Annotated in this window: 39 protein-coding genes and 4 pseudogenes; 32 read left to right on the top strand and 11 right to left on the bottom strand. The window is 40.7% G+C overall.

All coding sequences use genetic code 11. From position 1 onward, the window contains the following. The first annotated feature begins 4 nt into the window (after window positions 1-4). Window positions 5-619 (top strand): ribonuclease HII, encoded by a 615-nt coding sequence (locus HG567_RS06365; RefSeq protein WP_202163756.1) that lies wholly within the window; start codon window positions 5-7, stop codon window positions 617-619. Here HG567_RS06365 and HG567_RS06360 read toward each other — a convergent pair. Both HG567_RS06360 and HG567_RS06355 read right to left on the bottom strand, forming a co-directional pair. Next, window positions 593-1171 carry a hypothetical protein gene (locus HG567_RS06360; RefSeq protein ID WP_202163755.1) on the bottom strand — a complete coding sequence of 193 codons (579 nt, stop codon included), beginning with the start codon at window positions 1169-1171 and terminating at the stop codon, window positions 593-595. The genes HG567_RS06365 and HG567_RS06360 overlap by 27 nt on opposite strands. Window positions 1172-1471: 300 nt before the next feature. Next, window positions 1472-2560 (bottom strand): ATP-binding protein, encoded by a 1089-nt coding sequence (locus HG567_RS06355; protein WP_202164029.1) that lies wholly within the window; start codon window positions 2558-2560, stop codon window positions 1472-1474. Between the two features lie 208 nt (window positions 2561-2768). On the opposite strand from HG567_RS06355, the gene rpsJ reads away from it, so the two are divergent. From rpsJ to rplQ, 30 genes and pseudogenes are all read left to right on the top strand, one after another. Next, complete coding sequence (gene rpsJ / locus HG567_RS06350) at window positions 2769-3083, top strand: 30S ribosomal protein S10 (RefSeq protein ID WP_000411561.1); 315 nt, start codon at window positions 2769-2771, stop codon at window positions 3081-3083. Window positions 3084-3119: 36 nt separating this feature from the next. Further along, window positions 3120-3707 (top strand): annotated as a pseudogene (gene rplC, locus HG567_RS06345) (50S ribosomal protein L3). Window positions 3708-3728: 21 nt separating this feature from the next. Further along, a pseudogene (rplD, locus tag HG567_RS06340) lies at window positions 3729-4376 on the top strand (50S ribosomal protein L4). A gap of 3 nt (window positions 4377-4379) precedes the next feature. After that, entirely contained in the window at window positions 4380-4661 is a 282-nt protein-coding gene (locus HG567_RS06335; protein ID WP_000763613.1) for a 50S ribosomal protein L23, read from the top strand. A 59-nt stretch (window positions 4662-4720) separates the two neighbouring features. Continuing rightward, window positions 4721-5004: pseudogene (locus HG567_RS08015) on the top strand (hypothetical protein). A gap of 2 nt (window positions 5005-5006) precedes the next feature. Next, a complete protein-coding gene (rplB, locus tag HG567_RS08010; protein WP_421813478.1) occupies window positions 5007-5504 on the top strand; it encodes a 50S ribosomal protein L2 in 498 nt (165 codons plus the stop codon). Between the two features lie 11 nt (window positions 5505-5515). Beyond that, window positions 5516-5797 (top strand): 30S ribosomal protein S19, encoded by a 282-nt coding sequence (gene rpsS / locus HG567_RS06325; protein WP_000091385.1) that lies wholly within the window; start codon window positions 5516-5518, stop codon window positions 5795-5797. A gap of 9 nt (window positions 5798-5806) precedes the next feature. Beyond that, the gene (gene rplV, locus HG567_RS06320) at window positions 5807-6175 is read left to right on the top strand and encodes a 50S ribosomal protein L22 (RefSeq protein WP_000030375.1); all 369 of its coding nucleotides are present in this window, start codon (window positions 5807-5809) and stop codon (window positions 6173-6175) included. A gap of 3 nt (window positions 6176-6178) precedes the next feature. Next, the gene (gene rpsC, locus HG567_RS06315) at window positions 6179-6883 is read left to right on the top strand and encodes a 30S ribosomal protein S3 (protein ID WP_000529972.1); all 705 of its coding nucleotides are present in this window, start codon (window positions 6179-6181) and stop codon (window positions 6881-6883) included. Between the two features lie 2 nt (window positions 6884-6885). Beyond that, entirely contained in the window at window positions 6886-7311 is a 426-nt protein-coding gene (gene rplP / locus HG567_RS06310) for a 50S ribosomal protein L16 (RefSeq protein WP_000928961.1), read from the top strand. After that, window positions 7298-7498 carry a 50S ribosomal protein L29 gene (rpmC, locus tag HG567_RS06305; protein ID WP_000877885.1) on the top strand — a complete coding sequence of 67 codons (201 nt, stop codon included), beginning with the start codon at window positions 7298-7300 and terminating at the stop codon, window positions 7496-7498. The genes rplP and rpmC overlap by 14 nt, the downstream gene beginning before the upstream one ends. 13 nt (window positions 7499-7511) lie before the next feature. Then, entirely contained in the window at window positions 7512-7772 is a 261-nt protein-coding gene (gene rpsQ / locus HG567_RS06300; protein ID WP_001092746.1) for a 30S ribosomal protein S17, read from the top strand. 2 nt (window positions 7773-7774) lie between these two features. Then, window positions 7775-8143: a 50S ribosomal protein L14 gene (rplN, locus tag HG567_RS06295; protein WP_000616110.1), complete on the top strand. Its 369-nt coding sequence runs from the start codon at window positions 7775-7777 to the stop codon at window positions 8141-8143. Continuing rightward, the gene (gene rplX, locus HG567_RS06290; protein WP_000834240.1) at window positions 8143-8364 is read left to right on the top strand and encodes a 50S ribosomal protein L24; all 222 of its coding nucleotides are present in this window, start codon (window positions 8143-8145) and stop codon (window positions 8362-8364) included. Before rplN ends, rplX begins: the two co-directional genes overlap by 1 nt. Window positions 8365-8376: 12 nt before the next feature. After that, entirely contained in the window at window positions 8377-8922 is a 546-nt protein-coding gene (gene rplE, locus HG567_RS06285; protein ID WP_000467365.1) for a 50S ribosomal protein L5, read from the top strand. Between the two features lie 9 nt (window positions 8923-8931). After that, entirely contained in the window at window positions 8932-9117 is a 186-nt protein-coding gene (locus HG567_RS06280; RefSeq protein ID WP_001085694.1) for a type Z 30S ribosomal protein S14, read from the top strand. Window positions 9118-9126: 9 nt separating this feature from the next. Next, window positions 9127-9522, top strand: a complete 396-nt coding sequence (rpsH, locus tag HG567_RS06275; protein WP_000245805.1) for a 30S ribosomal protein S8 — start codon at window positions 9127-9129, stop codon at window positions 9520-9522. Between the two features lie 10 nt (window positions 9523-9532). Further along, entirely contained in the window at window positions 9533-10069 is a 537-nt protein-coding gene (gene rplF / locus HG567_RS06270; RefSeq protein WP_000086582.1) for a 50S ribosomal protein L6, read from the top strand. A 13-nt stretch (window positions 10070-10082) separates the two neighbouring features. After that, window positions 10083-10439: a 50S ribosomal protein L18 gene (gene rplR, locus HG567_RS06265; RefSeq protein WP_202139542.1), complete on the top strand. Its 357-nt coding sequence runs from the start codon at window positions 10083-10085 to the stop codon at window positions 10437-10439. Window positions 10440-10453: 14 nt separating this feature from the next. Then, on the top strand, window positions 10454-10897 hold the full coding sequence (rpsE, locus tag HG567_RS06260) for a 30S ribosomal protein S5 (protein WP_001860543.1): 444 nt from the start codon (window positions 10454-10456) through the stop codon (window positions 10895-10897). A 17-nt stretch (window positions 10898-10914) separates the two neighbouring features. After that, window positions 10915-11316 carry a 50S ribosomal protein L15 gene (rplO, locus tag HG567_RS06255; protein ID WP_000522167.1) on the top strand — a complete coding sequence of 134 codons (402 nt, stop codon included), beginning with the start codon at window positions 10915-10917 and terminating at the stop codon, window positions 11314-11316. Between the two features lie 42 nt (window positions 11317-11358). Continuing rightward, a complete protein-coding gene (gene secY / locus HG567_RS06250; RefSeq protein WP_001030199.1) occupies window positions 11359-12621 on the top strand; it encodes a preprotein translocase subunit SecY in 1263 nt (420 codons plus the stop codon). After that, window positions 12621-13382 carry a type I methionyl aminopeptidase gene (map, locus tag HG567_RS06245; RefSeq protein ID WP_164539366.1) on the top strand — a complete coding sequence of 254 codons (762 nt, stop codon included), beginning with the start codon at window positions 12621-12623 and terminating at the stop codon, window positions 13380-13382. Before secY ends, map begins: the two co-directional genes overlap by 1 nt. After that, entirely contained in the window at window positions 13382-13600 is a 219-nt protein-coding gene (gene infA, locus HG567_RS06240; protein ID WP_000090248.1) for a translation initiation factor IF-1, read from the top strand. Before map ends, infA begins: the two co-directional genes overlap by 1 nt. Before the next feature lie 78 nt (window positions 13601-13678). Beyond that, window positions 13679-13792, top strand: a complete 114-nt coding sequence (rpmJ, locus tag HG567_RS06235) for a 50S ribosomal protein L36 (RefSeq protein WP_000868339.1) — start codon at window positions 13679-13681, stop codon at window positions 13790-13792. Window positions 13793-13795: 3 nt separating this feature from the next. Continuing rightward, the gene (gene rpsM / locus HG567_RS06230; protein ID WP_000090809.1) at window positions 13796-14158 is read left to right on the top strand and encodes a 30S ribosomal protein S13; all 363 of its coding nucleotides are present in this window, start codon (window positions 13796-13798) and stop codon (window positions 14156-14158) included. Window positions 14159-14180: 22 nt separating this feature from the next. Then, window positions 14181-14576, top strand: coding sequence for a 30S ribosomal protein S11 (gene rpsK / locus HG567_RS06225; protein WP_001129289.1), 396 nt, complete (start codon window positions 14181-14183; stop codon window positions 14574-14576). Window positions 14577-14585: 9 nt separating this feature from the next. Then, window positions 14586-15212 carry a 30S ribosomal protein S4 gene (gene rpsD / locus HG567_RS06220; protein WP_000135247.1) on the top strand — a complete coding sequence of 209 codons (627 nt, stop codon included), beginning with the start codon at window positions 14586-14588 and terminating at the stop codon, window positions 15210-15212. A gap of 11 nt (window positions 15213-15223) precedes the next feature. After that, window positions 15224-16258, top strand: a complete 1035-nt coding sequence (locus HG567_RS06215) for a DNA-directed RNA polymerase subunit alpha (RefSeq protein WP_202163754.1) — start codon at window positions 15224-15226, stop codon at window positions 16256-16258. Continuing rightward, window positions 16258-16608 carry a 50S ribosomal protein L17 gene (gene rplQ, locus HG567_RS06210; protein ID WP_001216119.1) on the top strand — a complete coding sequence of 117 codons (351 nt, stop codon included), beginning with the start codon at window positions 16258-16260 and terminating at the stop codon, window positions 16606-16608. Before HG567_RS06215 ends, rplQ begins: the two co-directional genes overlap by 1 nt. A 643-nt stretch (window positions 16609-17251) precedes the next feature. Here rplQ and HG567_RS06205 read toward each other — a convergent pair. From HG567_RS06205 to HG567_RS06165, 9 genes and pseudogenes are all read right to left on the bottom strand, one after another. Next, window positions 17252-17506: pseudogene (locus tag HG567_RS06205) on the bottom strand (hypothetical protein); the annotation flags it as partial. Between the two features lie 205 nt (window positions 17507-17711). Further along, window positions 17712-18500, bottom strand: coding sequence for a tryptophan synthase subunit alpha (gene trpA, locus HG567_RS06200; protein ID WP_202139538.1), 789 nt, complete (start codon window positions 18498-18500; stop codon window positions 17712-17714). Beyond that, a complete protein-coding gene (gene trpB / locus HG567_RS06195) occupies window positions 18497-19678 on the bottom strand; it encodes a tryptophan synthase subunit beta (RefSeq protein WP_202139537.1) in 1182 nt (393 codons plus the stop codon). Before trpB ends, trpA begins: the two co-directional genes overlap by 4 nt. Beyond that, window positions 19679-21037 (bottom strand): bifunctional indole-3-glycerol-phosphate synthase TrpC/phosphoribosylanthranilate isomerase TrpF, encoded by a 1359-nt coding sequence (trpCF, locus tag HG567_RS06190; RefSeq protein WP_202139536.1) that lies wholly within the window; start codon window positions 21035-21037, stop codon window positions 19679-19681. Next, the gene (gene trpD / locus HG567_RS06185; protein WP_202139535.1) at window positions 21030-22037 is read right to left on the bottom strand and encodes an anthranilate phosphoribosyltransferase; all 1008 of its coding nucleotides are present in this window, start codon (window positions 22035-22037) and stop codon (window positions 21030-21032) included. The genes trpCF and trpD overlap by 8 nt, the downstream gene beginning before the upstream one ends. Beyond that, complete coding sequence (locus tag HG567_RS06180; protein WP_202139534.1) at window positions 22034-22618, bottom strand: aminodeoxychorismate/anthranilate synthase component II; 585 nt, start codon at window positions 22616-22618, stop codon at window positions 22034-22036. The genes trpD and HG567_RS06180 overlap by 4 nt, the downstream gene beginning before the upstream one ends. Then, the gene (gene trpE / locus HG567_RS06175) at window positions 22615-24117 is read right to left on the bottom strand and encodes an anthranilate synthase component I (RefSeq protein WP_202139533.1); all 1503 of its coding nucleotides are present in this window, start codon (window positions 24115-24117) and stop codon (window positions 22615-22617) included. Before trpE ends, HG567_RS06180 begins: the two co-directional genes overlap by 4 nt. Window positions 24118-24347: 230 nt before the next feature. Next, complete coding sequence (locus HG567_RS06170; protein WP_202139532.1) at window positions 24348-25403, bottom strand: glycosyltransferase family 9 protein; 1056 nt, start codon at window positions 25401-25403, stop codon at window positions 24348-24350. Window positions 25404-25470: 67 nt separating this feature from the next. Next, a complete protein-coding gene (locus HG567_RS06165) occupies window positions 25471-26208 on the bottom strand; it encodes a 5'-nucleotidase, lipoprotein e(P4) family (protein ID WP_202139531.1) in 738 nt (245 codons plus the stop codon). A 123-nt stretch (window positions 26209-26331) separates the two neighbouring features. On the opposite strand from HG567_RS06165, the gene HG567_RS06160 reads away from it, so the two are divergent. Further along, window positions 26332-26880 carry a YceI family protein gene (locus HG567_RS06160; RefSeq protein WP_202139530.1) on the top strand — a complete coding sequence of 183 codons (549 nt, stop codon included), beginning with the start codon at window positions 26332-26334 and terminating at the stop codon, window positions 26878-26880. The last annotated feature ends 21 nt before the right edge of the window (window positions 26881-26901 follow it).

The raw sequence follows: 26901 nt of genomic DNA, 5'->3' as shown, positions 1-26901 counted from the left end.
ATCAATGATTTTAGGCATTGATGAAGCGGGTAGGGGGTGTTTGGCCGGTTCGCTTTTTGTGGCTGGGGTGGTGTGCAGTGAAAAAACAGCCTTAGAGTTTTTGGAAATGGGGCTTAAGGATAGCAAGAAGCTCAGCCCCAAAAAGCGCTTTTTCTTAGAAAATAAAATCAAAACGCATGATGAGGTGGGGTTTTTCGTGGTTAAAAAAAGCGCGAATGAAATTGATCATTTGGGCTTGGGGGCGTGTTTGAAGCTCGCTATTCAAGAAATTTTAGAAAATAATCGCTCTTTAGCCAATGAAATAAAGATAGATGGCAACACGGCGTTTGGCTTGGATAAACACTACCCTAATATACAAACCATCATCAAGGGCGATGAAACAATCGCTCAAATCGCTATGGCGTCTGTTTTAGCGAAAGCTTTTAAGGACAGAGAAATGCGGCAATTGCATGCTTTGTTTAAGGAATACGGCTGGGATAAGAATTGCGGGTATGGGACTAAACAGCATATAGAAGCGATTATTAAGCTGGGGGCTACGCCTTTTCATCGGCATAGCTTCACGCTTAAAAACCGCATCTTAAATCCCAAACCCTTAGATGTGGAACAACGCCTTGTTTAAAATGGCGCTGAGATGGGTAGCGCTCGTTGAAGAAAGGTTGATATGCTTTGCTTTAAAGTAAGCGATGAGATCTTCAGGCTGAATGAAAGGGAATTGCACCATAACATACACACGATGGTTGGTGGTATCCACGAACCTTTTAGCCAAAATGGATTTAGAGGTTAAAAAATCAACAAGCCCGAATAAATGGCTGATAACGTTATTTTTAACTTGAAGCACCTTAACAATACGATTGCGCATTTTAGTGATTAAAATACTTTCTAACGAGCTGTAAGCGTTCATTCTGGCCCTTAAAAGAGCGATTTCTTCAGCGTTCTTTTCAGGGGGCAATTTGTCATCATAGGGGATGTAATTGGCGTAAAAATCGTTCCTTTTACCAGAGATTGAAGCCGATCCGACATATTGATTGGGCGGGTTCTTTTGGTTAAAAAGATTGATTTCAAGCCAACTAGGATAGTTAATCGTGTCTTTCAAACTCTCAGCATGCGCTGTTTGAGCGAAGAGACCTAGGGATAACAAGGCGCAGAAACTTAATTTTTTCAATGCGTTCATTATAGCTTCCTTTCTATAAAAGAATATTAAAAACGCCCTACGCTTTTAGGGTAGGTGGTATTTCTCAAAAAGGCGAAATACTGGGATAGTTTATAGTGGGTTAGCTTAAAAAAAAATAAAATACCTATTAATAATATAAAAAAATGTGTAATAATTTTAATATATAAATACATAAATACATAAATACATAAATACATAAATACATAAATACATAAATACATAAATACATAAATACATAAATACATAAATACATAAATACATAAATACATAAATACATAAATACATAAATACAATTAATTATTATACCAAAATAGATTGAATATCCAAAGAAAAATCAATGAAATTAAGGTGTTTGTAGGGGGTATTAGCTGCTGAAATAGGGGCGTTGATAGAAACGACTGCAATTTTTAAAAACCCTTGCTTATGGCACCAAGAAAGCTGTTTTTCTAAAAAATGCGGCGTGGGGAAAGCGTGGGCGATGAGGGCGATCTTGTTAGTGGCGTTTTTATGCAAGATAAAAATCCCATTATCATGGGAGTAAAGCTCATGATTTGGGAATTGCTTGTAAAGCTCTAAAAAAACCATGTTTTCAAAAACATTTAAAAGCGAAGGGCTAGGAGTCAGGCTATAAGGCAAGGCAAAATCGCACAGATACAATTTGGTTTTATTGTTTTCAAAACTGGGGACTAAAAAAATGATGCACTGGTTTTCTAGTGCGTGTAACAATTTATAGAGGGTGTCTTTAGAGATCTTAAGCTCTTTTTTGAGTTGCGTATAAAGATAAAAAGCGCTCACAAACTTAGACTGATACGAGCAGATTTTAGCTATTAAGGGGGCGTAAGCTTGAAAGATTAATTTGATATTTTCTTGTTTTTTTAGGATTTTTTCTTGCTCGTTTTCTATAAAAAGTGAATCTAAAGCGTTGCCATCTTTTAAAAAGCGGTTAAACAGGGTGTTTTTAGGGGTGTTGGGTTTGAAAAAGCTAGTATATTCTTTAAAATTCAACCCTAATGCATAGCACAAGCTGCAATCTGGCGCTGTTATGGGGCTTAAATAATTAGGGATAAGAACGATTTTAGGAAGCTTAGGCAGGCTGAAATCCAAGCGGTCAATATGATCTAAAATGAGCAAATCCATTTTCTTTTCTAAATGCCATTTTAAAAGCCATGAGCTTAGAATGTTTTTGTTCAAGCGCATGTCATTGTAATTGATATACACAGGGTTTTTAAAACCCTTCGCTAGTTTGAGGGCGGAAGTGGTTTTACCGGATTTCATCGGCCCTAAAAGACAGATCTTATCGCTTGAATGCGCCTTTAAAAGCGGGTTGTTTAAAGCCGGCTCTTTAGGGGTTTCAAAAGGCCCAAAAGGGTGCAAGCAAGAAAGGGGCATGAACTTCCTTTCAAATGAGATTGGATTAAGATAATCGTAGCGCATTTTTTCTATTTCCTTATAAAAAGGAAGTAAAAATCTTTAAAAATCCCTAAAAATAGCAAAAGTTATTGACTAAATGGCGCATTTTGAGTAGTATTTCAGTTTTTATTTTATTGTTTTATTCTGTTTTTAGTAACGGATAAAACGAGTTCTTTTAGGAGAGTTTATGGAAAAAATCAGGTTGAAGCTCAAAGCTTATGACCATAGAGTGTTGGATCGCTCTGTTGTGGCTATCGTGGAAGCCGTAAAGCGCTCAGGTTCTGAAATTAGAGGGCCTATCCCTTTACCGACTAAGAATAAGCGTTACACCGTTTTACGCTCCCCGCATGTCAATAAGGATTCAAGAGAGCAGTTTGAGATTAGGGTTTATAGCCGATTGATTGATATTATTTCGGCCACCCCAGAAACCGTGGATAGCTTGATGAAGTTGGATTTAGCTCCTGAAGTGGATGTAGAAGTAACCTCTATGGAAACGAAGTAGTCCTAACGCATTGAGATCATAAAATAAGGGTTAGATATGGAATTTTTAGTTCAAAAGATAGGCATGAGCCGCACGATTGATGCTAACAGCACGCCTGTAACCTTGCTTAAAGTCTTGCAAGCGAAAGTGTGCCAGCTAGAAAACGGGAAAGCTTTAGTGGCCTATGCGATGCATAAAAAACACAATAAGGCGATTGAAGGCCAGCAAAAGAAATACCAGCTCAGCAAAGAGTTTAACCATTTCGCCACCTTAAAAGCTTCCCAACAACAAGAGTTGGGCGATTTGGATTTGAGCGCTTTAGAAACGCTTAAAAGGGTTAAAGCGAGCTTTAAAACGAAGGGAAGAGGCTTTGCGGGGGTGATGAAGCGTTGGAATTTCCAAGGCGGGCCTGCAGCGCATGGGAGCCGATTCCACCGCCGCCCTGGCTCTATTGGTAACCGAGAATGGCCAGGAAGAGTGCAAAAGGGTAGGAAAATGGCAGGGCATATGGCAATGAGCTAGTTTACTTGCCAAAACGAGGTGCTCTCTTTTGATAAAGAAAGTATGGTGTAGTGCTAAAGGGTTCAGTGGCCGGGCTTTTCTGGGGCTTATGGACGCATTAGAGCGGTAAAAACCATACATTGAATATAATATAAAGGGTTTGATATGAGTAAGGCCATCGTTTTAGACAGCCATTTGAAAGAAAAGGGTAGCGTGGAGTTACCTAAAAGATATGAGGGTATCAACAGCCATAACCTCTATCTTTATGTGAAACATTATTTATCTTCTGCACGCGCTAATACCGCTAAAAAGTAAAAACCGCGCTGAAGTGAGCGGGGCGGTAGGAAGCCTTGGGCGCAAAAAGGGGGCGGAAGAGCCAGAGCAGGGAGCATCACTTCGCCTGTGTTTGTGGGTGGGGGTGTCTCTCATGGGGCTACGAATAAGCGCAACTACAACCTTAAGATCAATAAAAAACAAAAACGCCTGGCTTTAGAATACGCTTTAGAAGAAAAAGCGCAAGCGAACAAGCTTTTTGTGGTGGAAAAAATCGCTATAAAAGGCGTGGTTGAAGACAACAAAAGAAAGCATTTGACTAAAGAAGCCAACCAAATGTTCCAGGCTTTAGAGCAACGAGACACTTTGTTTGTGTGCATGAACATGGACGAATACACCGAGTTAGCCTTTAGTAACCTTAAAAAATGCCTTATTGTTGATGTGAGCGAGTTAAACGCTTATCTTTTAGCGGCGTTTAGCTCTGTGGTGATGGAAGAAGCAGCGTTTCAGCATGTGGTGCAAGATAAGACAGAGGAGTAAAAAATGGCAGACATCATGGATATAAAGTCAATTCTTTACACTGAAAAGTCATTAGGATTGCAAGAAAAAGGTGTTTTAGTGGTCCAAACGGCTCAAAATGTAACTAAAAACCAGCTCAAAGAAGTGTTTAAAACTTACTTTGGCTTTGAGCCTTTGAAAATCAATTCTTTGAAGCAAGAAGGTAAGGTGAAACGCTTTAGAGGGAAGCTTGGACAAAGAAAGTCGTTTAAGAAATTTTATGTGAAAGTTCCAGAGGGCGCTAGCATTGCCGCCCTTGGCGCGTAGAAAGGAGAAAGCGTTATGGCGATTAAAACTTATAAGCCCTACCCCCAAGCAGACGCTTCATGTCGGTGTTGGACTCTAAAGACATTACCGCAAAAAGCAGTGTCAAAGGCTTACTCACTAAGCTTAAAGCAACAGCAGGGAGAAACAATAACGGGCGCATCACCAGCCGCCACAAAGAGAGAGGGGCTAAAAAACTCTATCGCATTATTGATTTCAACGCAACAAATACAACATTGAAGGGAAAGTGGCTGCGATTGAGTATGATCCTTACAGAAACGCGCGCATCGCTCTTGTAGTCTATCTGATGGGGACAAACGCTATATTTTACAGCCAAGCGGTTTGAAAGTGGGCGATAGCGTTATCGCTGCTGAAGGCGGTTTGGATATTAAAGTGGGCTTTGCGATGAAGTTGAAAAATATCCCTATAGGAACGGTGGTGCATAATATTGAAATGCATCCGGGGGCTGGTGGGCAATTAGCCAGAAGCGCTGGGATGAGCGCTCAAATCATGGGTAGGGAAAATAAATACACCATTCTTAGGATGCCAAGCTCTGAAATGCGCTACATTTTAAGCGAATGCATGGCGAGTGTTGGCGTGGTAGGGAATGAGGATTTTATCAATGTCTCTATCGGTAAGGCAGGGCGTAACCGCCACAGAGGCATTCGCCCACAAACTCGTGGTAGTGCGATGAACCCAGTGGATCACCCGCATGGTGGGGGTGAGGGTAAAACAGGGACAAGCGGTCATCCTGTATCGCCTTGGGGCACTCCAGCTAAGGGCTATAAAACGAGAAAGAAAAAAGCTAGCGACAAGCTCATCATTTCCAGAAAGAAACATAAATAAAGGGTTAAAGAATGTCTAGGTCAATTAAAAAGGGTCCTTTTATAGACGACCACTTGATGAAAAAAACGCTCAAGGCAAAAGAGGGTAAGGATAACCGCCCGATTAAAACATGGTCTAGAAGAAGCACCATTTTGCCTGAAATGATTGGTTTTACTTATAATGTGCATAACGGAAGGGTTTTTGTCCCTGTGTATATCACAGAAAACCATGTGGGTTATAAGTTAGGGGAATTCGCTCCTACAAGAACTTTTAAAGGGCACAAAGGCAGTGTCCAAAAAAAGATTGGCAAGTAAGGGGGCAGAATGAGCAAAGCGTTATTAAGATTTGTGCGGTTATCTCCTACTAAAGCCAGATTGATTGCAAGACAGATTCAAGGCATGAACGCTGAATTAGCGATCGCTAGTTTGGAGTTTACGCCCAATAAAGCGGCCAGAGTGCTTTCAAAAGTGGTGGCTTCTGCGGTCGCTAACGGCTCTTTAGACGCCAAGAGCGCTCTGATTGTTTCTTGCAGAGTGGATGCTGGTCCTGTGCTTAGGCGCTCCATTCCAAGGGCTAAAGGCAGAGCCACAGCTATTAGAAAGCCAACATCTCATGTATTCGTAGAAGTAGCAGAAGGGAAAGAAATGAAATCTTCTAAAAGCCATAAAAAAAATCAAGCAGAAGGTAAGTAGGGCATGGGACAAAAAGTTAATCCGGTAGGTTTAAGATTAGGTATTAATAGGAATTGGACTTCCAGATGGTTCCCTAGCGCTCGCACCGCTCCAAGCAATATTGATGAAGACAATAAGATCAGGAAATTCCTTAAAAAAGAGCTTTATTACGCTGGCGTGAGCGAGATTGTGATTGAAAGAGCGGCTAAAAAACTGCGCGTTACGGTCGTAGCGGCTCGCCCAGGGCTTATCATTGGTAAAAAAGGCGTGGATATTGAAAAAGTCAAAGAAGGCCTAAAAACGCTCATCAAAAAAGAAGTCTCCATTAATATTAAAGAAGTCAAACGCCCCCAAGCTGACGCCCAATTAGCCGCAGAAAATGTAGCCACCCAGCTAGAAAAAAGGGTCGCTTTCCGCCGCGCGATGAAAAAGGTCATGCAAGCGGCGTTAAAATCCGGCGCTAAAGGGATCAAGGTGCGCGTTTCTGGCCGTTTAGCAGGGGCTGAAATCGCTCGCACCGAATGGTATATGGAAGGGCGCGTTCCTTTACACACCTTAAGGGCTAAGATTGATTATGGCTTTGCTGAAGCGATGACGGTATATGGTATTATTGGCGTGAAAGTGTGGATTTTCAAAGGGGAAGTTTTGCAAAAAGGCATCCAATTTGAGAAAAAAGAAGAGGCTAAAGAAGAAAGAGAGCCTAGAAGAAGCAGAAGAGGGAGGCAATAATCATGTTAATGCCAAAAAGAACAAAATACAGAAAGCAAATGAAAGGGCGCAATCGTGGGAAAGCCCATCGTGGTAACTCCATTGCGTTTGGGGATATTGCGATTAAAGCCATAGAGCATGGGAGGATTGATTCACGCCAGATTGAATCCGCAAGGGTGGCCATGACAAGGCACATTAAAAGAGCGGGTAAGGTGTGGATTAGAGTATTTCCCGATAAGCCTTTGACCGCTAAGCCTTTAGAAACCAGGATGGGTAAAGGTAAAGGCTCTGTGGAAAAATGGGTGATGAATATCAAGCCGGGCAGAATCGTTTATGAAATGCTAGGCATTGAAGAAGGACTAGCGAGAGAAGCTTTAGCGTTAGCTCAGAGCAAACTTCCTTTTAAAACCAAAATTGTAACTTGTGAGAGCGAAAATGAAATATACTGAATTGAAAGATAAGAGTATCAAGGAATTAGAAGAGTTGTTGCATGCTAAGAAAGCGGAGCTTTTTGAGTTGCGCGTTAAGTTAAAGGCTATGCAATTGAGTAATCCTAACGAGATTAAGAAAGCCAGAAGAAATATCGCTCGCATTAACACGGCCATTAATGCATATTATTCTTCTAGCGTTGAGTAAAAAAGGGTAAGCAATGAATACGAAAGAGCCGCATAAAAGGCTGGTGCAAGGCAAGGTTATCAGCAAGTTTGCTGAAAAAAGCGCTGTGATTCTTGTGGAAAGAAAAGTGGTGCATGAAAAATACCGCAAGATTGTTAAAAAGTTCAAAAAATACACCATCCATGATGAAAACAATCAGGTGAAAGTAGGGGATTTTGTGAGCGCGATTGAGTGCAGACCGCTTTCTAAAACCAAGTCCTTCACGCTTAAAGAAATTTTAGTAGTGGGAGTATAAGCATGATACAGAGTTTTACAAGATTGAATGTCGCTGACAATAGCGGCGCGAAAGAAATCATGTGCATTAAGGTGTTAGGAGGCAGTCATAAACGCTATGCGAGCGTGGGTAGCGTGATCGTGGCTTCCGTGAAAAAAGCTATCCCTAATGGCAAGGTGAAACGCGGTCAAGTGGTCAAAGCCGTTGTGGTGAGAACGAAAAAAGAAATTCAAAGGAAAAATGGTTCTTTAGTGCGTTTTGATGACAATGCAGCAGTGATTTTGGACGCTAAAAAAGATCCTGTTGGCACAAGGATTTTTGGGCCAGTGAGCCGAGAAGTGCGTTACGCTAATTTCATGAAAATTATTTCTCTAGCGCCGGAGGTTGTATAATGAAAAGCGAAATCAAAAAAAATGACATGGTGAAAGTCATTGCAGGAGACGATAAGGGTAAGGTCGCTAAGGTTTTAGCGGTGTTGCCTAAGACTTCTCAAGTGGTTGTTGAAGGGTGTAAGGTGGTGAAAAAAGCGATTAAACCTACTGATGATAACCCTAAAGGGGGCTTTATTAAAAAAGAAAAGCCCATGCACATTTCCAATGTGAAGAAAGCCTAAGGAGTTGGATACATGTTTGGTTTGAAACAATTTTATCAAAATGAAGTGAGGGCAAAACTCGCTCAAGAATTAGACATCAAAAACCCCATGCTTTTACCCAAGCTAGAAAAAATCGTTATCAGCGTGGGCGCTGGGGCTCATGCAAAAGACATGAAAATCATGCAAAATATCGCGCAAACGATTTCTTTGATTGCAGGGCAAAAAGCGGTTATCACTAAAGCGAAAAAATCCGTTGCAGGCTTTAAGATCAGAGAAGGCATGGCGGTAGGGGCGAAAGTTACCTTAAGGAATAAACGCATGTATAATTTCTTAGAAAAGCTGATTGTGATTTCGTTACCCAGAGTGAAAGACTTTAGAGGGATTTCACGAAATGGTTTTGATGGGCGTGGGAATTACACCTTTGGGATCAATGAGCAGTTGATTTTCCCGGAAGTGGTTTATGATGATATTATGGTCAGTCATGGCATGAACATCACTATGGTAACTTCTACGGACAACGATAAAGAAGCGTTCAAGTTGTTAGAATTGCTTGGATTGCCTTTTGCAAAAGTGAGATAAGGGGTTAATATGGCTAAAAAATCAATGATAGCAAAGGCTCAAAGGAAACCAAAATTCCAAGTAAGGGCTTATACCAGATGCCGCATTTGTGGGAGACCTCATTCGGTTTATAGGGATTTTGGGCTTTGTAGGGTGTGCCTTAGAAAAATGGGCAGTGAGGGACTCATCCCAGGCTTGAGAAAAGCCAGTTGGTAAGGATAAGATATGGTAAATGATATAATTGCAGATTCATTAACTCGTTTGAGAAACGCTTCTATGCGCCGCTTAGAATTCACACAGCTTTATTACGCAAAGATCGTGGTTTCTATCTTAGAGATTTTTAAAGAAAAGGGTTTCATTAAAGATTTCAATGTCAAAGATAAAGACAAGAAACAATCGGTTTATGTGCAATTGGCTTATGATGAAAAAGGGCATTCAAAAATCAGCGAAGTGAAGCGCTTAAGCAAGCCCGGTCGTCGTGTGTATAAGCAAAAAAACGAGTTGAAGCGCTTTAAAAATGGCTATGGCGTGATTGTGGTAAGCACTTCTAAGGGTGTGATCACTAACGAAGAAGCTTACAGACAGAATGTCGGTGGCGAAGTGCTTTGCAGCATTTGGTAAAGGATTAGAAATGTCAAGAATTGGGAAAAGAATCATTGAAATTCCAAGCTCTGTGCAAGCGAGCGTTGAAGGGAGCAAGCTTCTTTTTAAAAACAGCAAAGAAAAGCATGAGTTAGAAACTCACAACCGCGTGAAAATCACGCTTGAAAACAACCAATTGAGCTTCCAGCCTGTGGGCGAAGACGCGCAGTCTAGGGCTTATTGGGGGACTTATGGGGCTTTAGCGAATAACATTGTAATAGGATTAAGCGCCGGTTTCAGTAAGACTTTAGAAGTCAATGGCGTGGGCTATAAGGTGGCTTTGGGTCATAAAACTTTGGATTTGAGCTTGGGTTTTAGCCACCCGGTGAAATACCCCATTCCAGCAGGGATTGAAATGGTGGTGGAAAAAAACACGATCACTATCAAAGGGAGCGATAAGCAACAAGTAGGGCAAGTCGCTGCTGAAATCAGGAGCTTCAGACCCCCAGAGCCATACAAAGGCAAGGGTGTGAAATACAGCAATGAAGTCATTATTAGAAAAGCTGGTAAAACAGCTAAAAAATAAATAAGGTGGAGTGATGAACGCGAAAGCATTGTATAAAAAGAAAGCCTTAAGGGATCGCCGAAAATTAAGGATTAAAAGCAAACTCTTGGGCGATAAATTAAGGCCTAGGGTGAGCGTTTTTCGTTCGAATCGTTATTTCTATGCGCAAGCGATTGATGATATTAAACAAAGCACCATAACGCATATTGACGGCAGGAAAATGGGCTTTAAAAGCACGCAAGAAGACGCTAAAAAATTAGGCGCTCTCTTTGCTGAAGAATTGAAAAAAGCAGGGATTGAGCGAGCGGTTTATGACAGGAATGGTTACCTCTATCATGGCGTGGTGGCAGCGTTTGCTGAAAGCTTGAGAGAGAATGGGATCGCTCTATGACAGAAAGGAAAGGTATGGAAGAGATTAACAGAGAAGAGTTTCAAGAAGTCGTTGTGAATATTGGCCGTGTAACCAAAGTGGTTAAGGGCGGTAGGCGATTTCGTTTTAACGCTTTAGTGGTTGTGGGCAATAAAAATGGGCTTGTAGGCTTTGGTTTAGGCAAGGCTAAAGAAGTCCCTGATGCGATTAAAAAAGCGGTAGATGATGCGTTTAAAAACCTGATCCATGTAACGATTAAAGGCACGACTATCGCTCATGATATTGAGCATAAATACAACGCAAGCCGTATTTTACTCAAACCGGCAAGTGAGGGAACGGGAGTGATTGCTGGGGGTTCAACGCGCCCTATCGTGGAATTAGCAGGCATTAAGGATATTCTCACCAAATCTTTAGGCTCCAACAACCCCTACAATGTGGTGCGTGCGACTTTTGACGCTTTAGCAAAAATCAAGGCGTAGTTAAAAAGGATATGATAATGGGATTAGAAAATTTAAAACCGGCTAAAGGTAGCGTTAAAAAAATCAAACGAGTGGGCCGTGGTCAAGGAAGCGGCATGGGAAAAACTGCCACAAGGGGCGGTAAAGGCCAAACTGCAAGGACAGGCTATAAGGCTAAAAGAGGCTTTGAAGGAGGGCAACAACCCTTACAACGCCGTTTGCCTAAAATAGGTTTTAGGACTAAAGATTCTCATATCTATTCTATCAATGTGGAAAAGAATGAAGCGATTAAAAATTTAGAAGAAATCACTTTTTCAAGCTTGCGCGCTTTACACCATTTCCCCCTTTATATTGAAGGCGTGAAATTGATCGGTAAAGACGCTAAAAACTTGGCTTCTAAAATTAAAGATGAGAGAATCAAAACAAGCGGGCAGAAATAATGCCCTTATTGTGTCAGCTTGATTTAAGAGGAATAAGTTATTATGAATAAAGCTATTGCTAGTAAGATACTCATCACTTTGGGTTTTTTATTTCTCTACAGAGTCTTAGCTTATATCCCCATTCCTGGCGTAGATTTAGCAGCGATCAAGGCTTTTTTTGACAGCAATTCCAACAACGCTCTGGGGTTGTTTAACATGTTTAGCGGGAATGCGGTTTCTCGCTTGAGCATCATCTCTTTGGGTATCATGCCCTATATCACTTCTTCAATTATCATGGAGCTTTTGAGCGCGACTTTCCCCAACCTGGCTAAAATGAAAAAAGAGCGAGACGGCATGCAAAAATACATGCAAATCGTGCGCTATTTGACCATTTTAATCACCCTAATCCAAGCGGTGAGCGTTTCAGTGGGTTTAAGGAGCATTAGCGGAGGAGTTAATGGAGCGATCATGATTGATATGCAAGTCTTTATGATCGTTTCAGCGTTTTCTATGCTTACAGGGACGATGCTGCTCATGTGGATAGGGGAGCAAATCACGCAAAGGGGCGTGGGGAATGGGATTAGCCTTATTATTTTTGCCGGGATTGTTTCAGGGATCCCATCAGCTATTTCAGGCACATTCAACTTGGTCAATACGGGCGTTATTAATATCTTAATGCTCATCGGTATTGTGCTGATTGTTTTAGCGACGATTTTTGCGATCATCTATGTGGAATTAGCCGAGCGCAGGATCCCTATTTCTTATGCGCGTAAAGTGGTGATGCAAAACCAAAACAAGCGCATCATGAATTACATTCCCATTAAGTTGAATTTAAGCGGGGTGATCCCCCCTATTTTCGCTTCAGCTCTGCTCGTATTCCCTTCTACGATCTTACAGCAAGCCACAAGCAACAAAACCTTGCAAGCGGTTGCGGATTTTTTAAGCCCGCAAGGGTATGCGTATAATATTTTGATGTTCTTACTCATCATCTTTTTTGCTTACTTTTATTCTTCTATTGTGTTCAATTCTAAGGATATTGCGGATAATTTGAGGCGTAATGGTGGGTATATTCCAGGGCTTAGGCCTGGAGAGGGGACTTCATCGTTTTTAAATTCTGTAGCGAGTAAGCTCACTTTGTGGGGTTCATTGTATTTAGCGCTCATTTCTACCGTGCCTTGGATTTTGGTTAAGGCTATGGGCGTGCCTTTTTACTTTGGAGGCACAGCGGTGCTGATTGTGGTTCAAGTCGCTATTGACACCATGAAAAAGATTGAAGCGCAAATTTATATGAGCAAGTATAAAACTTTAAGCGCGGTAGGCTTTTAATGGCAATCTCTATTAAAAGCCCAAAAGAAATCAAAGCTCTAAGAAAAGCCGGGGAATTGACCGCTCAAGCGTTAGCCCTTTTAGAGCGAGAAGTGAGGCCTGGGGTTTCACTTTTAGAGCTGGATAAAATGGCTGAAGATTTTATCAAATCCTCTCATGCCAGGCCGGCTTTTAAGGGGCTGTATGGATTCCCCAACTCTGTGTGCATGTCCTTAAATGAGGTGGTTATTCATGGCATTCCTACGGATTATGTTTTACGAGAAGGGGATATTATAGGCTTGGATTTGGGGGTGGAGGTGGATGGCTATTATGGCGATTCAGCTCTCACGCTTCCCATAGGCGCGATAAGCCCGCAAGATGAAAAATTGCTCGCTTGCTCCAAAGAGAGCTTGATGCATGCCATTAATTCAATTAGAGTGGGCATGCATTTTAAGGAGTTGAGTCAGATTTTAGAGGGCGCTATTACAGAAAGGGGCTTTGTGCCTTTGAAAGGATTTTGCGGGCATGGCATTGGTAAAAAACCCCATGAAGAGCCAGAAATCCCCAACTACCTAGAAAAAGGCGTCAAAGCTAATAGCGGTCCTAAAATCAAAGAGGGCATGGTGTTTTGCTTAGAGCCTATGGTGTGTCAAAAACAGGGCGAGCCTAAAATACTAGCGGATAAGTGGAGCGTGGTTTCAGTGGATGGGCTTAACACAAGCCACCATGAGCATACTATCGCCATAGTTGGCAATAAAGCAGTGATTCTTACGGAGCGTTAATGGCAAGAGATGATGTTATAGAAGTGGATGGGAAAGTGATTGAGGCGTTGCCTAACGCTACTTTTAAGGTGGAGTTAGACAATAAGCATGTGGTGTTGTGCCGTATTTCTGGAAAGATGCGCATGCACTATATTAGGATTGCTTTAGGCGATAGGGTCAAGCTAGAGCTTACGCCCTATAGCTTAGACAAGGGTCGGATAACTTTTAGATATAAATGAATTTAAGGGTTATTTCAATGAAAATATGTTAGTATAAAAGTTTTTAGTAGTGCCTAATTTTTTCAAAGGAGAAAAATCATGAAAGTCAGGCCATCAGTGAAAAAGATGTGCGATAAGTGCAAAATCATTAAAAGAAGGGGCGTTATTAGAGTGATCTGCGCTACCCCTAAACACAAACAAAGACAAGGATAAAGCATGGCAAGGATTGCTGGTGTGGATTTACCAAAAAAGAAGAGAGTGGAGTATGCCCTTACCTATATTTATGGGATTGGGCTTAAGAGTTCTAGAGAGATTTTAGAAGCGGTAGGCATTTCTTTTGACAAGCGCGTGCATGAATTGAGCGAAGATGAAGTGTCTAGCATCGCTAAAAAAATCCAACAAAGCTACCTAGTAGAGGGCGATTTGCGTAAAAAAGTTCAAATGGATATTAAATCTTTAATGGACTTAGGGAATTATCGTGGGATCAGGCATCGTAAGGGTCTTCCTGTAAGAGGCCAAACCACCAAAAATAACGCTAGGACTCGTAAGGGTAAGAAAAAAACCGTGGGCAGCAAGTAGCAAATAAGGAGATGATGATTTAATGGCTAAGAGAAATGTAACGGCTAAAAAGAAAGTAGTCAAAAAGAATATCGCTAGAGGGGTTGTTTATATTTCAGCGACCTTTAATAATACAAACATCACTATCACTGATGAAATGGGTAATGTGATTTGCTGGAGCACGGCGGGCGGTTTAGGGTTTAAAGGCTCTAAAAAATCCACCCCTTATGCAGCCCAACAAGCTGTAGAAAGCGCTCTAAGCAAGGCTAAAGAGCATGGCGTTAAAGAAGTGGGCATTAAGGTTCAAGGGCCAGGTAGTGGGCGTGAGACCGCCATTAAGAGCGTGGGCGCGACAGAGGGCGTTAAAGTGCTTTGGATTAAAGACATCACCCCGCTCCCTCATAATGGTTGCAGACCCCCTAAAAGAAGAAGAGTGTAAGGAGGCTTTATGGCAAGATATAGAGGTGCAGTAGAAAGACTAGAAAGGCGTTTTGGGGTTTCTTTAGCTTTAAAAGGTGAAAGGCGATTGAGCGGGAAGAGCGCGCTAGATAAGAGGGCTTATGGGCCAGGCCAGCATGGGCAAAGGCGCGCTAAGACTTCTGATTACGGGTTGCAATTGAAAGAAAAGCAAAAAGCTAAAATGATGTATGGCATTTCTGAAAAGCAATTCAGGAGTATTTTTGTGGAAGCCAATCGCTTGGACGGCAATACGGGTGAAAACCTTATCCGCTTGATTGAGAGGAGATTGGATAATGTCGTCTATCGCATGGGGTTTGCGACCACTAGAAGCTCTGCTAGGCAATTAGTAACGCATGGGCATGTGCTTGTGGATGGTAAGCGTTTGGATATTCCCTCTTATTTCGTGCGTTCAGGGCAAAAAATTGAGATCAAAGAAAAAACCAAGAGCAACCCTCAAGTGGTGCGCGCGATGGAATTGACAGCTCAAACAGGGATTGTGCCATGGATTGATGTGGAAAAAGATAAAAAATACGGCATCTTCACCCGCTACCCTGAAAGAGAAGAAGTGGTTGTCCCTATTGAAGAAAGACTCATTGTAGAATTGTATTCTAAGTAAGGGGTTAGAGCATGAAAGTTATCAAAACAGCACCTTTGATCCCATCAGAAATTAAGGTGTTAGAGAAAGAGGGCAATCGGGTTAAGATTTCTCTGGCTCCATTTGAGTTTGGTTACGCTGTTACGCTCGCTCATCCTATTAGAAGGCTTTTGCTTTTAAGCTCTGTGGGGTATGCTCCTGTAGGTTTAAAGATTGAAGGCGTCCATCATGAGTTTGACTCATTAAGAGGGGTTACTGAAGATGTGTCGCTTTTCATCATGAATTTAAAGAATATCCGCTTTATAGCCAAGGCGTTAGTGGGGCAAGATAGCTCTTTAGAAAACCAATCGGTTGTGGTGGATTATTCTTTTAAAGGGCCTATGGAGCTTAGGGCTAGGGATTTGAATTCTGAGCATATAGAAATCGTCAATCCTGAAATGCCTCTAGCCACAATCAACGAAGACGCTCAATTGAATTTTTCGCTCATTATCTATAAAGGAATGGGGTATGTCCCAAGCGAAAACACAAGGGAATTGATGCCTGAAGGCTACATGCCACTAGACGGCTCTTTCACGCCGATTAAAAAGATCGTTTATGAGATTGAAAATGTTTTGGTTGAGGGCGATCCCAACTATGAAAAAATCATTTTTGATATTGAAACAGACGGGCAGATTGACCCTTATAAAGCGTTTTTATCAGCGGTGAAAGTGATGGGCAAGCAACTAGGCGTTTTTGGCGAAAGGCCCATTGCCAATACGGAATATTCAGGCGATTACGCTCAAAGAGATGACGCTAAAGATTTGAGCGCTAAGATTGAAAGCATGAATTTGAGCGCTAGGTGTTTTAATTGCTTGGATAAAATCGGCATCAAGTATGTGGGCGAACTCGTGTTGATGAGCGAAGAAGAACTTAAAGGCGTGAAAAACATGGGTAAAAAATCCTATGATGAAATCGCTGAAAAATTGAATGATTTGGGCTATCCGGTAGGCACAGAATTAAACCCTGAACAAAGAGAGGGTTTAAAGAAAAGATTAGAAAAATTAGAAGATAAAGGAGGTAACGACTGATGAGACACAAACACGGATACCGCAAGCTTGGGAGAACCAGCTCGCACAGAAAGGCGTTATTAAAGAATTTAGCGATCGCTTTGATTGAGCATAACAAAATTGAAACAGGGATTTATAAAGCTAAGGAATTGCGCAGTTACATTGAGAAATTAACGACAGCGGCTCGTGTGGGCGATTTTAACGCGCACCGCCATGTTTTTGCGTATTTGCAAAATAAAGAAGCCACCCACAAGCTTGTAACTGAAATCGCGCCCAAATACGCGCAAAGGAATGGAGGATACACCAGAATCCAACGCACCACTTTTAGAAGAGGGGACGCTTCCACTCTGGCCACCATTGAATTTGTGTGAAATTTGACGGACTGCTAGCCAAGATTTAGTCTTGGTTGGTGGTTATCGCTTTGATTTTATCTTTTTAAAAGAAGCACTTAAAAGCTTTGGCCTTGTTCTATTGATTGTAAAATTTAAAAAATGCTAAAAAGCGTTTTCTGTGATCAAAATATAAAAGAGCTTAGTTAAGCGATAATCTCAAAACGGCAAAAATAAAGTAACTAAAACCCTATTTTTTAAAAAATCAAAATAAACTCAAAACTCACACTGGCTTTTATCCCACCCTTTAATTGAGCGGTATTTCTTGCATTTTTATCAAGGCTTCTAATTTGGTTTGATGATTTTAAGAAATCCAACTGCTGGAGATTGAGCCAGATGGATTCAAGCGTATTTTGAGACACGCTAGATATTGGCTATTCGTTTATGCTAAACTGCTTTGGATTTTAGCCGATGTAGGTGATGGGTTGATTTGTTCGCTTTGTAGTGGTTTTGTTGAAAAAATATGAACTCCTATTATTGTGTCCGCCACACAATGCACATTAAAAACACTAAACCTACCACCTCCACGCAAAGCGAAACTGAATCAATCTTTCTATACTTGCTAACTCAAACGCTTCTTAACTTGACACAATATACAGACAAAAACTTGCCTAACAAAACCCACTCATAAGAATTTTTGATACACTAACACCACCGATTTAGGTGTAGAGCTAAGGCTAAAAAAATTATCTGTAGCTTCATTGAGCGAGCCAGAAAAGAGCGTTTTTAAACGCAAGTTTTTTAAGGGGTATTTGAGGTTTTTAGAAGTGAATTGGGCTTTAAGATCCAAGCTAAAAAGCGAGATTTGTTCCCCTTTAAAACTAGGTAAAGTAAAAGGGGTTTCTAACACCCTAAAAAGACCATAGTCGCTTATGGCTTGGTATGTATAAAAATTAGCCTTTTTTATTATCAAAATACCTGCGATTTTAAGCCGCTATCAACCACACTACAAGGCTACTTTTATATTGTTGTTAGGCTTATGGCGGTATTTTCTGCACTAACGCCATAATAAAGTGCGTTCAATAAAGCCTGATGATTGTTAATCTATAATCTTTAATTTTTTGACATAACAAAACCTAAAAGCCTTAAAAAATCATTCCTCCTATAAACCCTTTAATTTTTTCTAGCATGGCGTTTTCATTGTTTAAATTTTCTTCTATGATTTTGACTAACGCCGAGCCGCAAATCACGCCATCAGCTCCCATGCCTTTAGCGTTTGTGATGTGTTCTTTTTTAGAAATGCCAAAGCCCAGTAAGGCGGGGGTGGGGCTAAAAGTCTTTAGGGTTTTGATGATTGCGCTTGCATCGTTCTCTAGAGCATGGCTTATCCCTGTAACCCCACTTCTGGCTAAAGTGTAGATATAGCCTTGCGAATGCGTAGCGACTTGTTCTAAATCTTTAACGCTCGCATTAGGGCTGGCGATAAAGATTTGTTTGATTTGGTGTTTTTGAGCGGATTTGATGACTAATTCTTTTTCTATTAGGGGCATATCCGCTATTAAAACGCTATCTATACCGCATTCTTTAGCTTGAGCGTAAAAACCATCAACGCCGTAAGAAAAAATGAGATTCGCATACGCTAAAAGCCCTATGGGAATATTGTGGTTGTAGCCTCTAATCTTTTTTAAAAGCTGGAAATTTTTAGCCATGCTAGCGTGTTTTAACGCCCTTAAATGGCTCGCTTGTATGGTAATGCCATCCGCTACAGGGTCTGAGAAAGCAAACCCCAATTCTAAAGCACTCACCCCGCTAATAATTAAGGTTTTAATGATTTCAAAACTCCATTCATAATTGGGATCGCCCAAGGTTACAAACGGGATAAACGCCATTTTGTCTTGTTTTTTTAAGGTTTCAAACATGTTTTGATACCTCATTTTAAACCTCCTTTTAAAGCGTTATAAACGGTGCTTAAATCCTTATCCCCCCGACCGCTTAAATTCACTACGATGATACTTTCTTCTTCGCATTTTTGAGCGAGCTTTAAGGCATACGCTAAGGCATGCGAACTCTCTAATGCCGGGACAATGCCTTCTTTTTGGCACAACAAACTGAAGGCTTCTAGCGCTTCAAGATCGCTTGCGCTTTCATAAATCGCGCGCCCACTTTCTTTTAAATAGCTGTGTTCTGGCCCCACTCCTGGATAATCAAGCCCGGCGCTAATGCTATGGCTTTCTGTAATCTGGCCTTCATCATCTTGTAAAAGATAGGTTTTATTCCCATGCAAAATCCCCACACGCCCCTTATTCAAAGTCGCCCCATGCTTATTGGTTTCTAACCCTAAACCCGCCGGTTCTACGCCTATGAGTTTAACCTCTTTGTCGTTTAAAAACGCGCTAAATACCCCTATAGCGTTAGACCCCCCTCCAACGCATGCGATAACATAATCAGGCAAGCGGTTTTCTTTTTCTAAAATTTGGCTTTTAACCTCATCGCCTATCATTTTTTGAAAGGTTTTAACCATTGTGGGGTAAGGGTGTGGCCCGGCGGCTGTGCCTAGCAAATAATGCGTGTCCTTGTAACTGCTCGCCCAATCTCTTAAGGCCTCATTCACGGCGTCTTTAAGCGTCGCGCTCCCTGAATTGACTTCTCTCACTTCAGCCCCTAATAAGCGCATTCTAAAAACATTCATTTCCTGGCGCTTGATGTCTTTTTCTCCCATAAAAATCACGCATTTTAAACCCAATAACGCGCAAGCGATAGCCGTCGCCACGCCATGCTGCCCGGCGCCTGTTTCAGCAATGATCCTTGTTTTACCCATTTTTTTCGCTAAAAGAGCCTGCCCTAAGGCCTGATTAGTCTTGTGTGCCCCGCCATGGATTAAATCTTCTCGTTTTAGATAAAGTTTGACTTTAGGGTTAGAAACGATATTTTGACACAGGGTTAAGGGGCTAGGACGGCCCACAAAATCCTTTAAAAGATGAAAATATTCTTTTTGGAATTTTTCATCTTTCAAACACGCATCAAACGCCTGTTCTAACTCTCTTAATGCAGGCACTAACAACTCCGAAACAAAACTCCCTCCAAACTCCCCAAAATACGCTTTTTTATTCATTTAATACTCTCTTAAAATTCGGGCTAATCGCTTGATTTTATCCTTATTTTTAATCCCGGGGCTTATTTCTAAACCGGAATTGAAATCCAAACCCAACGCTTTAACTTTCAAGGCTTTTTGAATATTATCCAAATTAAGCCCACCAGCTAACATGAAAGGCGTTTTGACATTTTCTAAAATACCCCAATCAAAACTCACGCCATTGCCTCCCATTTTATCCCCCTTAGTGTCGTATAAAATCAGAGAGGCTTCTTGAATTTTAGGCACTAAATCTTTAGCGCTCATCACGCTTATTACTTGCCAAATCGCGCAAGTTTTAGGGAGCGATTTTTTTAATTGAGCGATTTCTTTTTGCGAATAGCCATAAAGCTGCACCGCTTTTAAATCAAGTTTTTTAACGATTTTTGCGATTTTTTTGATTTTATCTTTCACAAACACGCCCACAAAATCCAATTTTTTAACCGCTTTTGTGATTTTTAGGGCTTTTTTAGGCTTGATGTATCTGGGCGAAGATTTTTCAAAAATCAAACCCCCATAAATAAAATGGTTTTTATAAACGGCTTTAGCGTCTTTAATCCTTGTAAGCCCGCACACTTTATTTTCGCCTAAAATCAATTTAATACACGCTTTTTTCAAATCTTTTTCTTTCATTAAAGAGCTGCCCACTAAAAAGCCATTCACATAGGGAGCTAGGGCCTTGATTTGCGCATGCGAATAAATACCGGACTCGCTCACCACGAGCGCGTCTTTAGGCAAGAGAGAGCGTAATTTGAGCGTGTTATTAATGTCGGTTGTTAGGGTGTGCAAATCCCTGTTATTGATGCCTATAATGTCGTATTGGAGTTTGAGCAAGCGCTCAATTTCTTGCTTGTTGGAAACTTCAGTTAACACGCTCATGTTTAAGGATTTAGCGAGATTAAAGAGCTCTAAATAATTTTTATCATCTAATACGCTTAACATTAAAAGCACCGCATTAGCCCCCATCATTCTAGCGAGTTTGATCTGAAAAGCATCAATGATAAAATCTTTACACAAAATAGGCTTGGTGGAATGCTGTGAAACGATCTTAATGTTTTCATAAGAGCCTAAAAAATGTTTAGAATCGGCTAAAACTGAAACGCAAGAGGCAAATTTTTCATAAGTCTTGGCTATTTTTAACAGATCAAAATCTTTTCTTATTAAACCTTTAGAGGGCGATGCTTTTTTGCATTCTAAAATAAAGCTTGTCCTTTTTTCCAATAACGCTTTTTTAAAATCCCTATCGCTTGGGGTTATGTTTGTCGGTAAAGCGTGATTTTTTTTGAGCGCAGAAACTTCTAGGAGTTTGTCTTTAAGGATGTTTTCTAACACGCTAGGCATGGCTTAGCCTTATGATTTTTTGCAAATGCGTATAAGGCGCTTTGGTTTTTAAATGCTCTAAAGTCATGCCCACGCCCTCTTTTAAATCTTTAGCCTTATGGCTTAAATACAACAAACTCGCCACATTCGCCACAACCACCATCGTGTGCGAATTTTTGCCTTTATTTTCTAAAATATCTAAGCACGCTTGAACGCTTTCTTTGGCGTTTTTAATCTGTAATTCTTTCAAATCATAGGGGGGTAAATCAAAATCTTTAGCGCTCAAGTCATACTCTAAAATTTCATTATTTTTCAATTCACACGCATGCGTAATATCATGCAACACGATTTCATCTGTCCCCCCTCCATTAACCACCATCGCCCTTTTAACGCCTAAAGCCTTTAACGCTAGCGCCATAGTCTTACACAAGGATTTGTCATACACGCCTAAAAGCTGGATTTTGGGCCTTAAGGGGTTGATTAAAGGCCCTAAGCAATTAAAAATCGTTTTAGTGAAAAGCTCTTTTCTTAAGGGGGCGGATTTTTTAAAACTTTGGTGGTATAAAGGCGCGAATAAAAACCCAAAATGCGATTGTTTGAAGCAATTTTCTAATTGCATGGGGTTCATTTCAATATTCACGCCTAAATTTTCCAACAAATCCGCACTCCCGCTATGACTGGACACGCTCCTTGATCCGTGTTTAGCCATGGGCAACCCCATAGAGCTGGCAATGAGTGCAGCAATCGTGCTGATGTTAATCGTTTTTAGCCCATCGCCCCCTGTGCCGCAATTATCTATTAAATCCACGCCGCTATTAAAAGGCTTAGAGGCATGCTCTAAAAGCGTGGTTGCAGCGACGCTAATTTCCTTAAAGCTCTCGCCCTTGATTTTTAAAGCGCATAAAATGGCCCCAAGTTGCGCGGGGCTTACTTTTTCGTGGATAATGAGAGTGAATAACTTTTTGACCTCTTCATCGTTCAAGTCTTTTTGATGATAAAGGGTGTTTAAAATATCTTTCATGATAACCCTCTTAAAAACCCCACGCTTCGCTCTAACAACGCCCTCCCTTGTAAAGTCATGATGCTTTCAGGGTGGAATTGGTAAGCTAGGATCTTATCTTCTTCATTGACAATAGCCATAGGGATATTGTCATGCTCGGCGATCACTTCTAAATTTTTAGGCAACCCACTCGCCATTAAAGAATGGTAACGCCCCACCACCATGCTCTCCCCTAAACCTTTAAAAACGGCATGCTTTTTGAGCGCAATAGTGGTCGCTTTGCCATGCACGATTTCTTTACTCCTTATGATTTTAGCCCCATAGCTTTGCGCTAAAGCCTGTAAGCCTAAACAAACCCCTAAAATAGGGAATTTCTTTTTAGCCATTTCAATGATTTTTAAAAGATTGCCTGAACTGCTAGGATTACCTGGCCCGGGTGAGATGAACAATAAAGGGGTTTTTAATTCTTCATTCATTAAACCCATAAGATAACTCGGATCAATATCGTTTTGATAAACGGCCACTTCATAACCCAAACACTCTAATTCATACACCAAATTATAAGAGAAAGAATCAAAATTATCTATAAAAAAGATTTTCATAAGCTTGTTTTCCTGATCGCATCAATAAGGGCTTGCGCTTTGGCTCTTGTTTCATTCGCTTCGTTTTGTGGCACGCTGTCTAACACAATACCGGCTCCTGCTTGGATCACGGCCCTATTGTTTTTGACAAAACATGAACGGATAGTGATGCAAGAATCCATAGAACCCTCGCTATTTAAATACCCCACGCTCCCCCCATAAGAGCCTCTCCTTTGCTTTTCTAATTGGTAAATGAGCCTGATCGCAGAGATTTTAGGCGCTCCGCTAAGCGTGCCGGCGTTCATAAAGCTCCTGTAAGCATGCAAACTATCGCACCCTTTTTTCAATTCCCCCACAACCCTTGAGACTAAATGCATGACATTGGAATATTTATCCACCTTTAAAAGCTTGTCGCAATAGCGTTTTTTTGAAACCCTGGCCATGTCGTTTCTGGCTAAATCCACTAGCATGATGTGTTCAGCCCTTTCTTTATAGTCGTGTTGCAAATCAAATTCCATTTTACTATCTAAATCGTAATCAATATTGCCTTGTTTGTCCTTACCCCTTAAACGAGTGCCAGCAATGGGATAAATTTCAGCCGTGTTGGTTAAAGCGTTGTATTTTAAAGCGCTCTCAGGGCTTGCCCCAAAAAGAATAAAATCGCTGTCTTTGATATAAAACATATAGGGGCTAGGGTTAGTTAGCTTTAAATGGTAATACGCGCTCAAACCCTCCAAGCACTCCATATAAAAGCTGCGCGACAACACCGCTTGAAAGATCTCGCCCTTTTTGATTTCTTCTTGTAAGGATAGCACTCTTTTTTCAAACTCGCTATCATCACAACTAACGCTAACTTCTGTGCTTTGCTTAGCTTTTTTAGGGATAAAATCGCTTTTAATGTTTTTAGCCAACTCTTTTAAATCCTGTAATTCTTTAGCTATCTCTGTTTTAAAGCGTTCATCAAAACACGCCCCCAAAATTTCAGCGCTTTTTTCTTTATGGTCTATGATGATCAAATTTTGCGCAACATAAAATATAAAATCATGCGCGGTGTTGTCTTGTGCTTTTAAGTTAGGTAAATCTTCAAAAAAATTGAGCATTTCAAAAGAAAAAACGCCCGCGCTTAAAAGCGTAAAGGGATGCTTGGGTTTTGTTTTAACGCTTTTAAAAAGCCCCCTTAAAGCGTCAAAAGGGCTAGGCTCAAAGAGTTTTAAAAACTCATCTTGCGTTTTTTTATTTTTGGTGTAGGTTAAGGTTAGGGCGTTGTTTTGTATGGGCGTCTTAAAAAACGCGCTCAATTTTTGCAAAAACGCCCCACCATTAGGTGTTAGGCTAGTGATGGTTACGATATTGTGGTTGCAAATTAGCTTCAAACAGGCTTTAGCCATTAATAGGGATTTGGTGTGCGCTTTGCTCTCAATCTCAGCGCTTTCAAAAAGCAAGGTGTGCTCGTGCTCTAATTTTTCATAAAGAGCTAGGGGATAAGGAATATAAGGGGCTTTTTCTATGAGACTAACCATCAATTTCTTTACACTAAAAATAAACTTGTATTTTACAAGAAATAGATAAATGGGCAATAAATTAATAGCCTTATAGAGCTTGCAAGGGCTAATCTAACTTAAACTCAAATTGGATTTCAAGGCTCAATTTATGAGGAAATTAGAAATTTTAATTAGGAATGCGAAAAACCACTTTAATCAGATTAAACTTTTGAGCGTTGTTAAGGTTGCTTGTGTGGCGCTTGTTGTCGTTATCTTTCTTGTGTGCAAGAAAGATTGGGTGCGATAAATTCAATAATATTCTCGCTTTCTTTTTTGATGTCAATCAAACCCATATCGTTTGAGCCATTAGGCGGGGTGATGCCTAAAAAACGCTCATTAAAAGGCCGCCATCTGGCAATAGAAGCGCTGAGTTCGTTAGGATAAAACCCGATAGATTGGTTGTCAAATAAAGCGTTCACATGCAAAGGGCCTGAAGCGTTCCCGATATAGACGGACAAATTCGCGCACAATTTGGCTAAATCCACTAAACTATGGCTCGTATCATAGAGGTGAGCGAAAGGGACTTTTTTAAGGAGTTCTTCTGTGGCTTTTCTCTCGCCTGGCCCGCAAACAAGAATGATCTCACAACTCAAATTCTTGTATAAAAAATCAATCAGCTCAATGAAATGCGAAGCAGGCAATACGGGCGAACTGCCTCCGCTATGCATATGCACGCCGATCCACAATAGATCAACATCAGCGTTGAGTTTTGAAGCGATGATGGATCGCTCTTTGGATTTGTCTTTAAGCTTCCATGCGATTTTTTTAATTGAAGCGTTAGGGAGGTTGTGATCTTTACAAAACACATGGATGAGATCCAAATTGTATTCGTATTCGGTTTTTAGGCATAGCGATCGGCTTTGGCGCACGCTCTTTTGATACAGCCAAGAATAGATTTTAGTCTTTGGGGCTAGGATATAAGGAATAAATTTTCTCAAACTAAAAGCGAGTCTGGCGTTTTTAAAATTAGAAAATAAAAAGATAAGAGCGTCAATGGATTTGCTTTTGAGGGTGGTAGCTAAATGGTTGTCTTCTATGATGACTTCATCAATGAAAGGGAATTCTAAAGCGATTGGGGTGGTATAGCTAGGCACAACCACGCCCAAATACACTTCCTTGCCTTTTTCTAAAAAAGCTTGCTTTAGAGCGATTAAAGCGGGTATGGCTAAAATAAAATCGCCTAACTTGTCGTTACGGATCACAAAAACTTTTTGAGAGTTTTCTTTATCTTTGCATTTTAAATCTTCAAACCCTACAAAATCCATAACTCCGCCTAAGAGATCAAATTTTTTGTCATGCTAGCAAAAATCGCTCTTATGCGATGGATAAATTTTATTTTTTATTCTGCCATGCTTTTATAGGCTCATCTTCCCATGTGCCATAGAGAGAGTTGGGTAAAATGATCCACTCAGTGCCGAATTTTTGAGCGTTTTGCAAGACTTTAGCTCGTTGTTCTTGGCTGTTTTTAGCGTCTTTAGCAAAAATGGCGTCAAAATCATGCAAAGTGTCGCCCACTTGTAAAACAATCTCATAATCCTTAGCGACTAATTCTCGCCTAACGGCTTTAGGCTTGCCTTTTTCTTTTAATAGAACGGATTCTTCACTCACTTGGGGGAGTTTAAAACTTTTGAGCGTTTTTAAGGTGAATGCCTTATTTTTTTGCGTGCGGTTAGAAATGTAAAAAATCTTAACGCCCTTAGAATTAGCGTATTCTAAAAAGTCTAGCGCTCCAGGAACGAGCGTAAGAGAGCCTTCTTTTTCAAATTTATCCCAAGTTTCTGGGGTGTATTTGATGCAATGTTTGGTCAAATAGCCCGCATAATCAAAAGTGTTTAAAACGGTTTCATCTAAATCCAAGATGACGGCTGGCTTTTTGTCTTTAACGAGCTTGAGGTTATTGTCTAGCGCCATTTTCGCCATTTTGTAACTTTGCAATTGCAAGGCTCTAATTTCAGCGCTTTGCTGATGATACTTAACGCTTCTTGTTAGGGGCGAAACGCATTCTTTAGCATTTAAAACACTCATCAAACTCAATCCTAATAAAACTGATGCAAGGGTCTTTTTTATCATAACAACACCTATCTAATGGGGATTTTTTGTATTATACCTTAAAACAGATGATTAGGAGTATTTTACCATTAACCAATTTGTTGTATAGTTAGCGTTTTTAATTCAAAATGAAGCGAGGAAACAATGAAAAAAGCGTTAATGTTCACCCTTTTGGGCGTTAGTCTGGCGTTTGCAAAACCTTATACGATTGATAAGGCAAACTCTAGCGTGTGGTTTGAGGTTAAGCACTTCAAATTCAATGAAACAAGAGGCGCGTTTGATAATTTTGATGGCAAAATTGATCTAGAGCCCAACACTAAAATGCTCAGCGTTTTTGAAGGCAATATTGATGTGAAAAGCATCAATACTAGGGATAGAAAAAGAGATAACCACTTGAAAACAGCGGACTTTTTTGATGTGGTAAAATACCCCAAAGGGAGCTTTAAAATGACCAAATACGAAGATGGTAAAATCTATGGGGATTTGACTCTTCGTGGCGTAACCAAGCCTGTCGTATTGGAAGCCAAAATCCAAGCCCCCTTACAAAACCCCATGAATAAAAAAGAATTCATGGTGTTACAAGCTGAAGGCAAAATCAACCGCAAGGATTTTGGTATCGGTAAAACATTCAATGATGCTGTCGTTGGAGATGAGGTAAAGATTGAGCTCAAACTAGAAGCTTACGCTCAATAATCGTTTTGCAAGAGATAGATA

Source organism: Helicobacter pylori (assembly GCF_016755635.1).
Classification (GTDB): domain Bacteria; phylum Campylobacterota; class Campylobacteria; order Campylobacterales; family Helicobacteraceae; genus Helicobacter; species Helicobacter pylori_CQ.
Note: the sequence above shows the minus strand (reverse complement) of the source record. Positions and strands in the feature narration are given on the sequence as shown.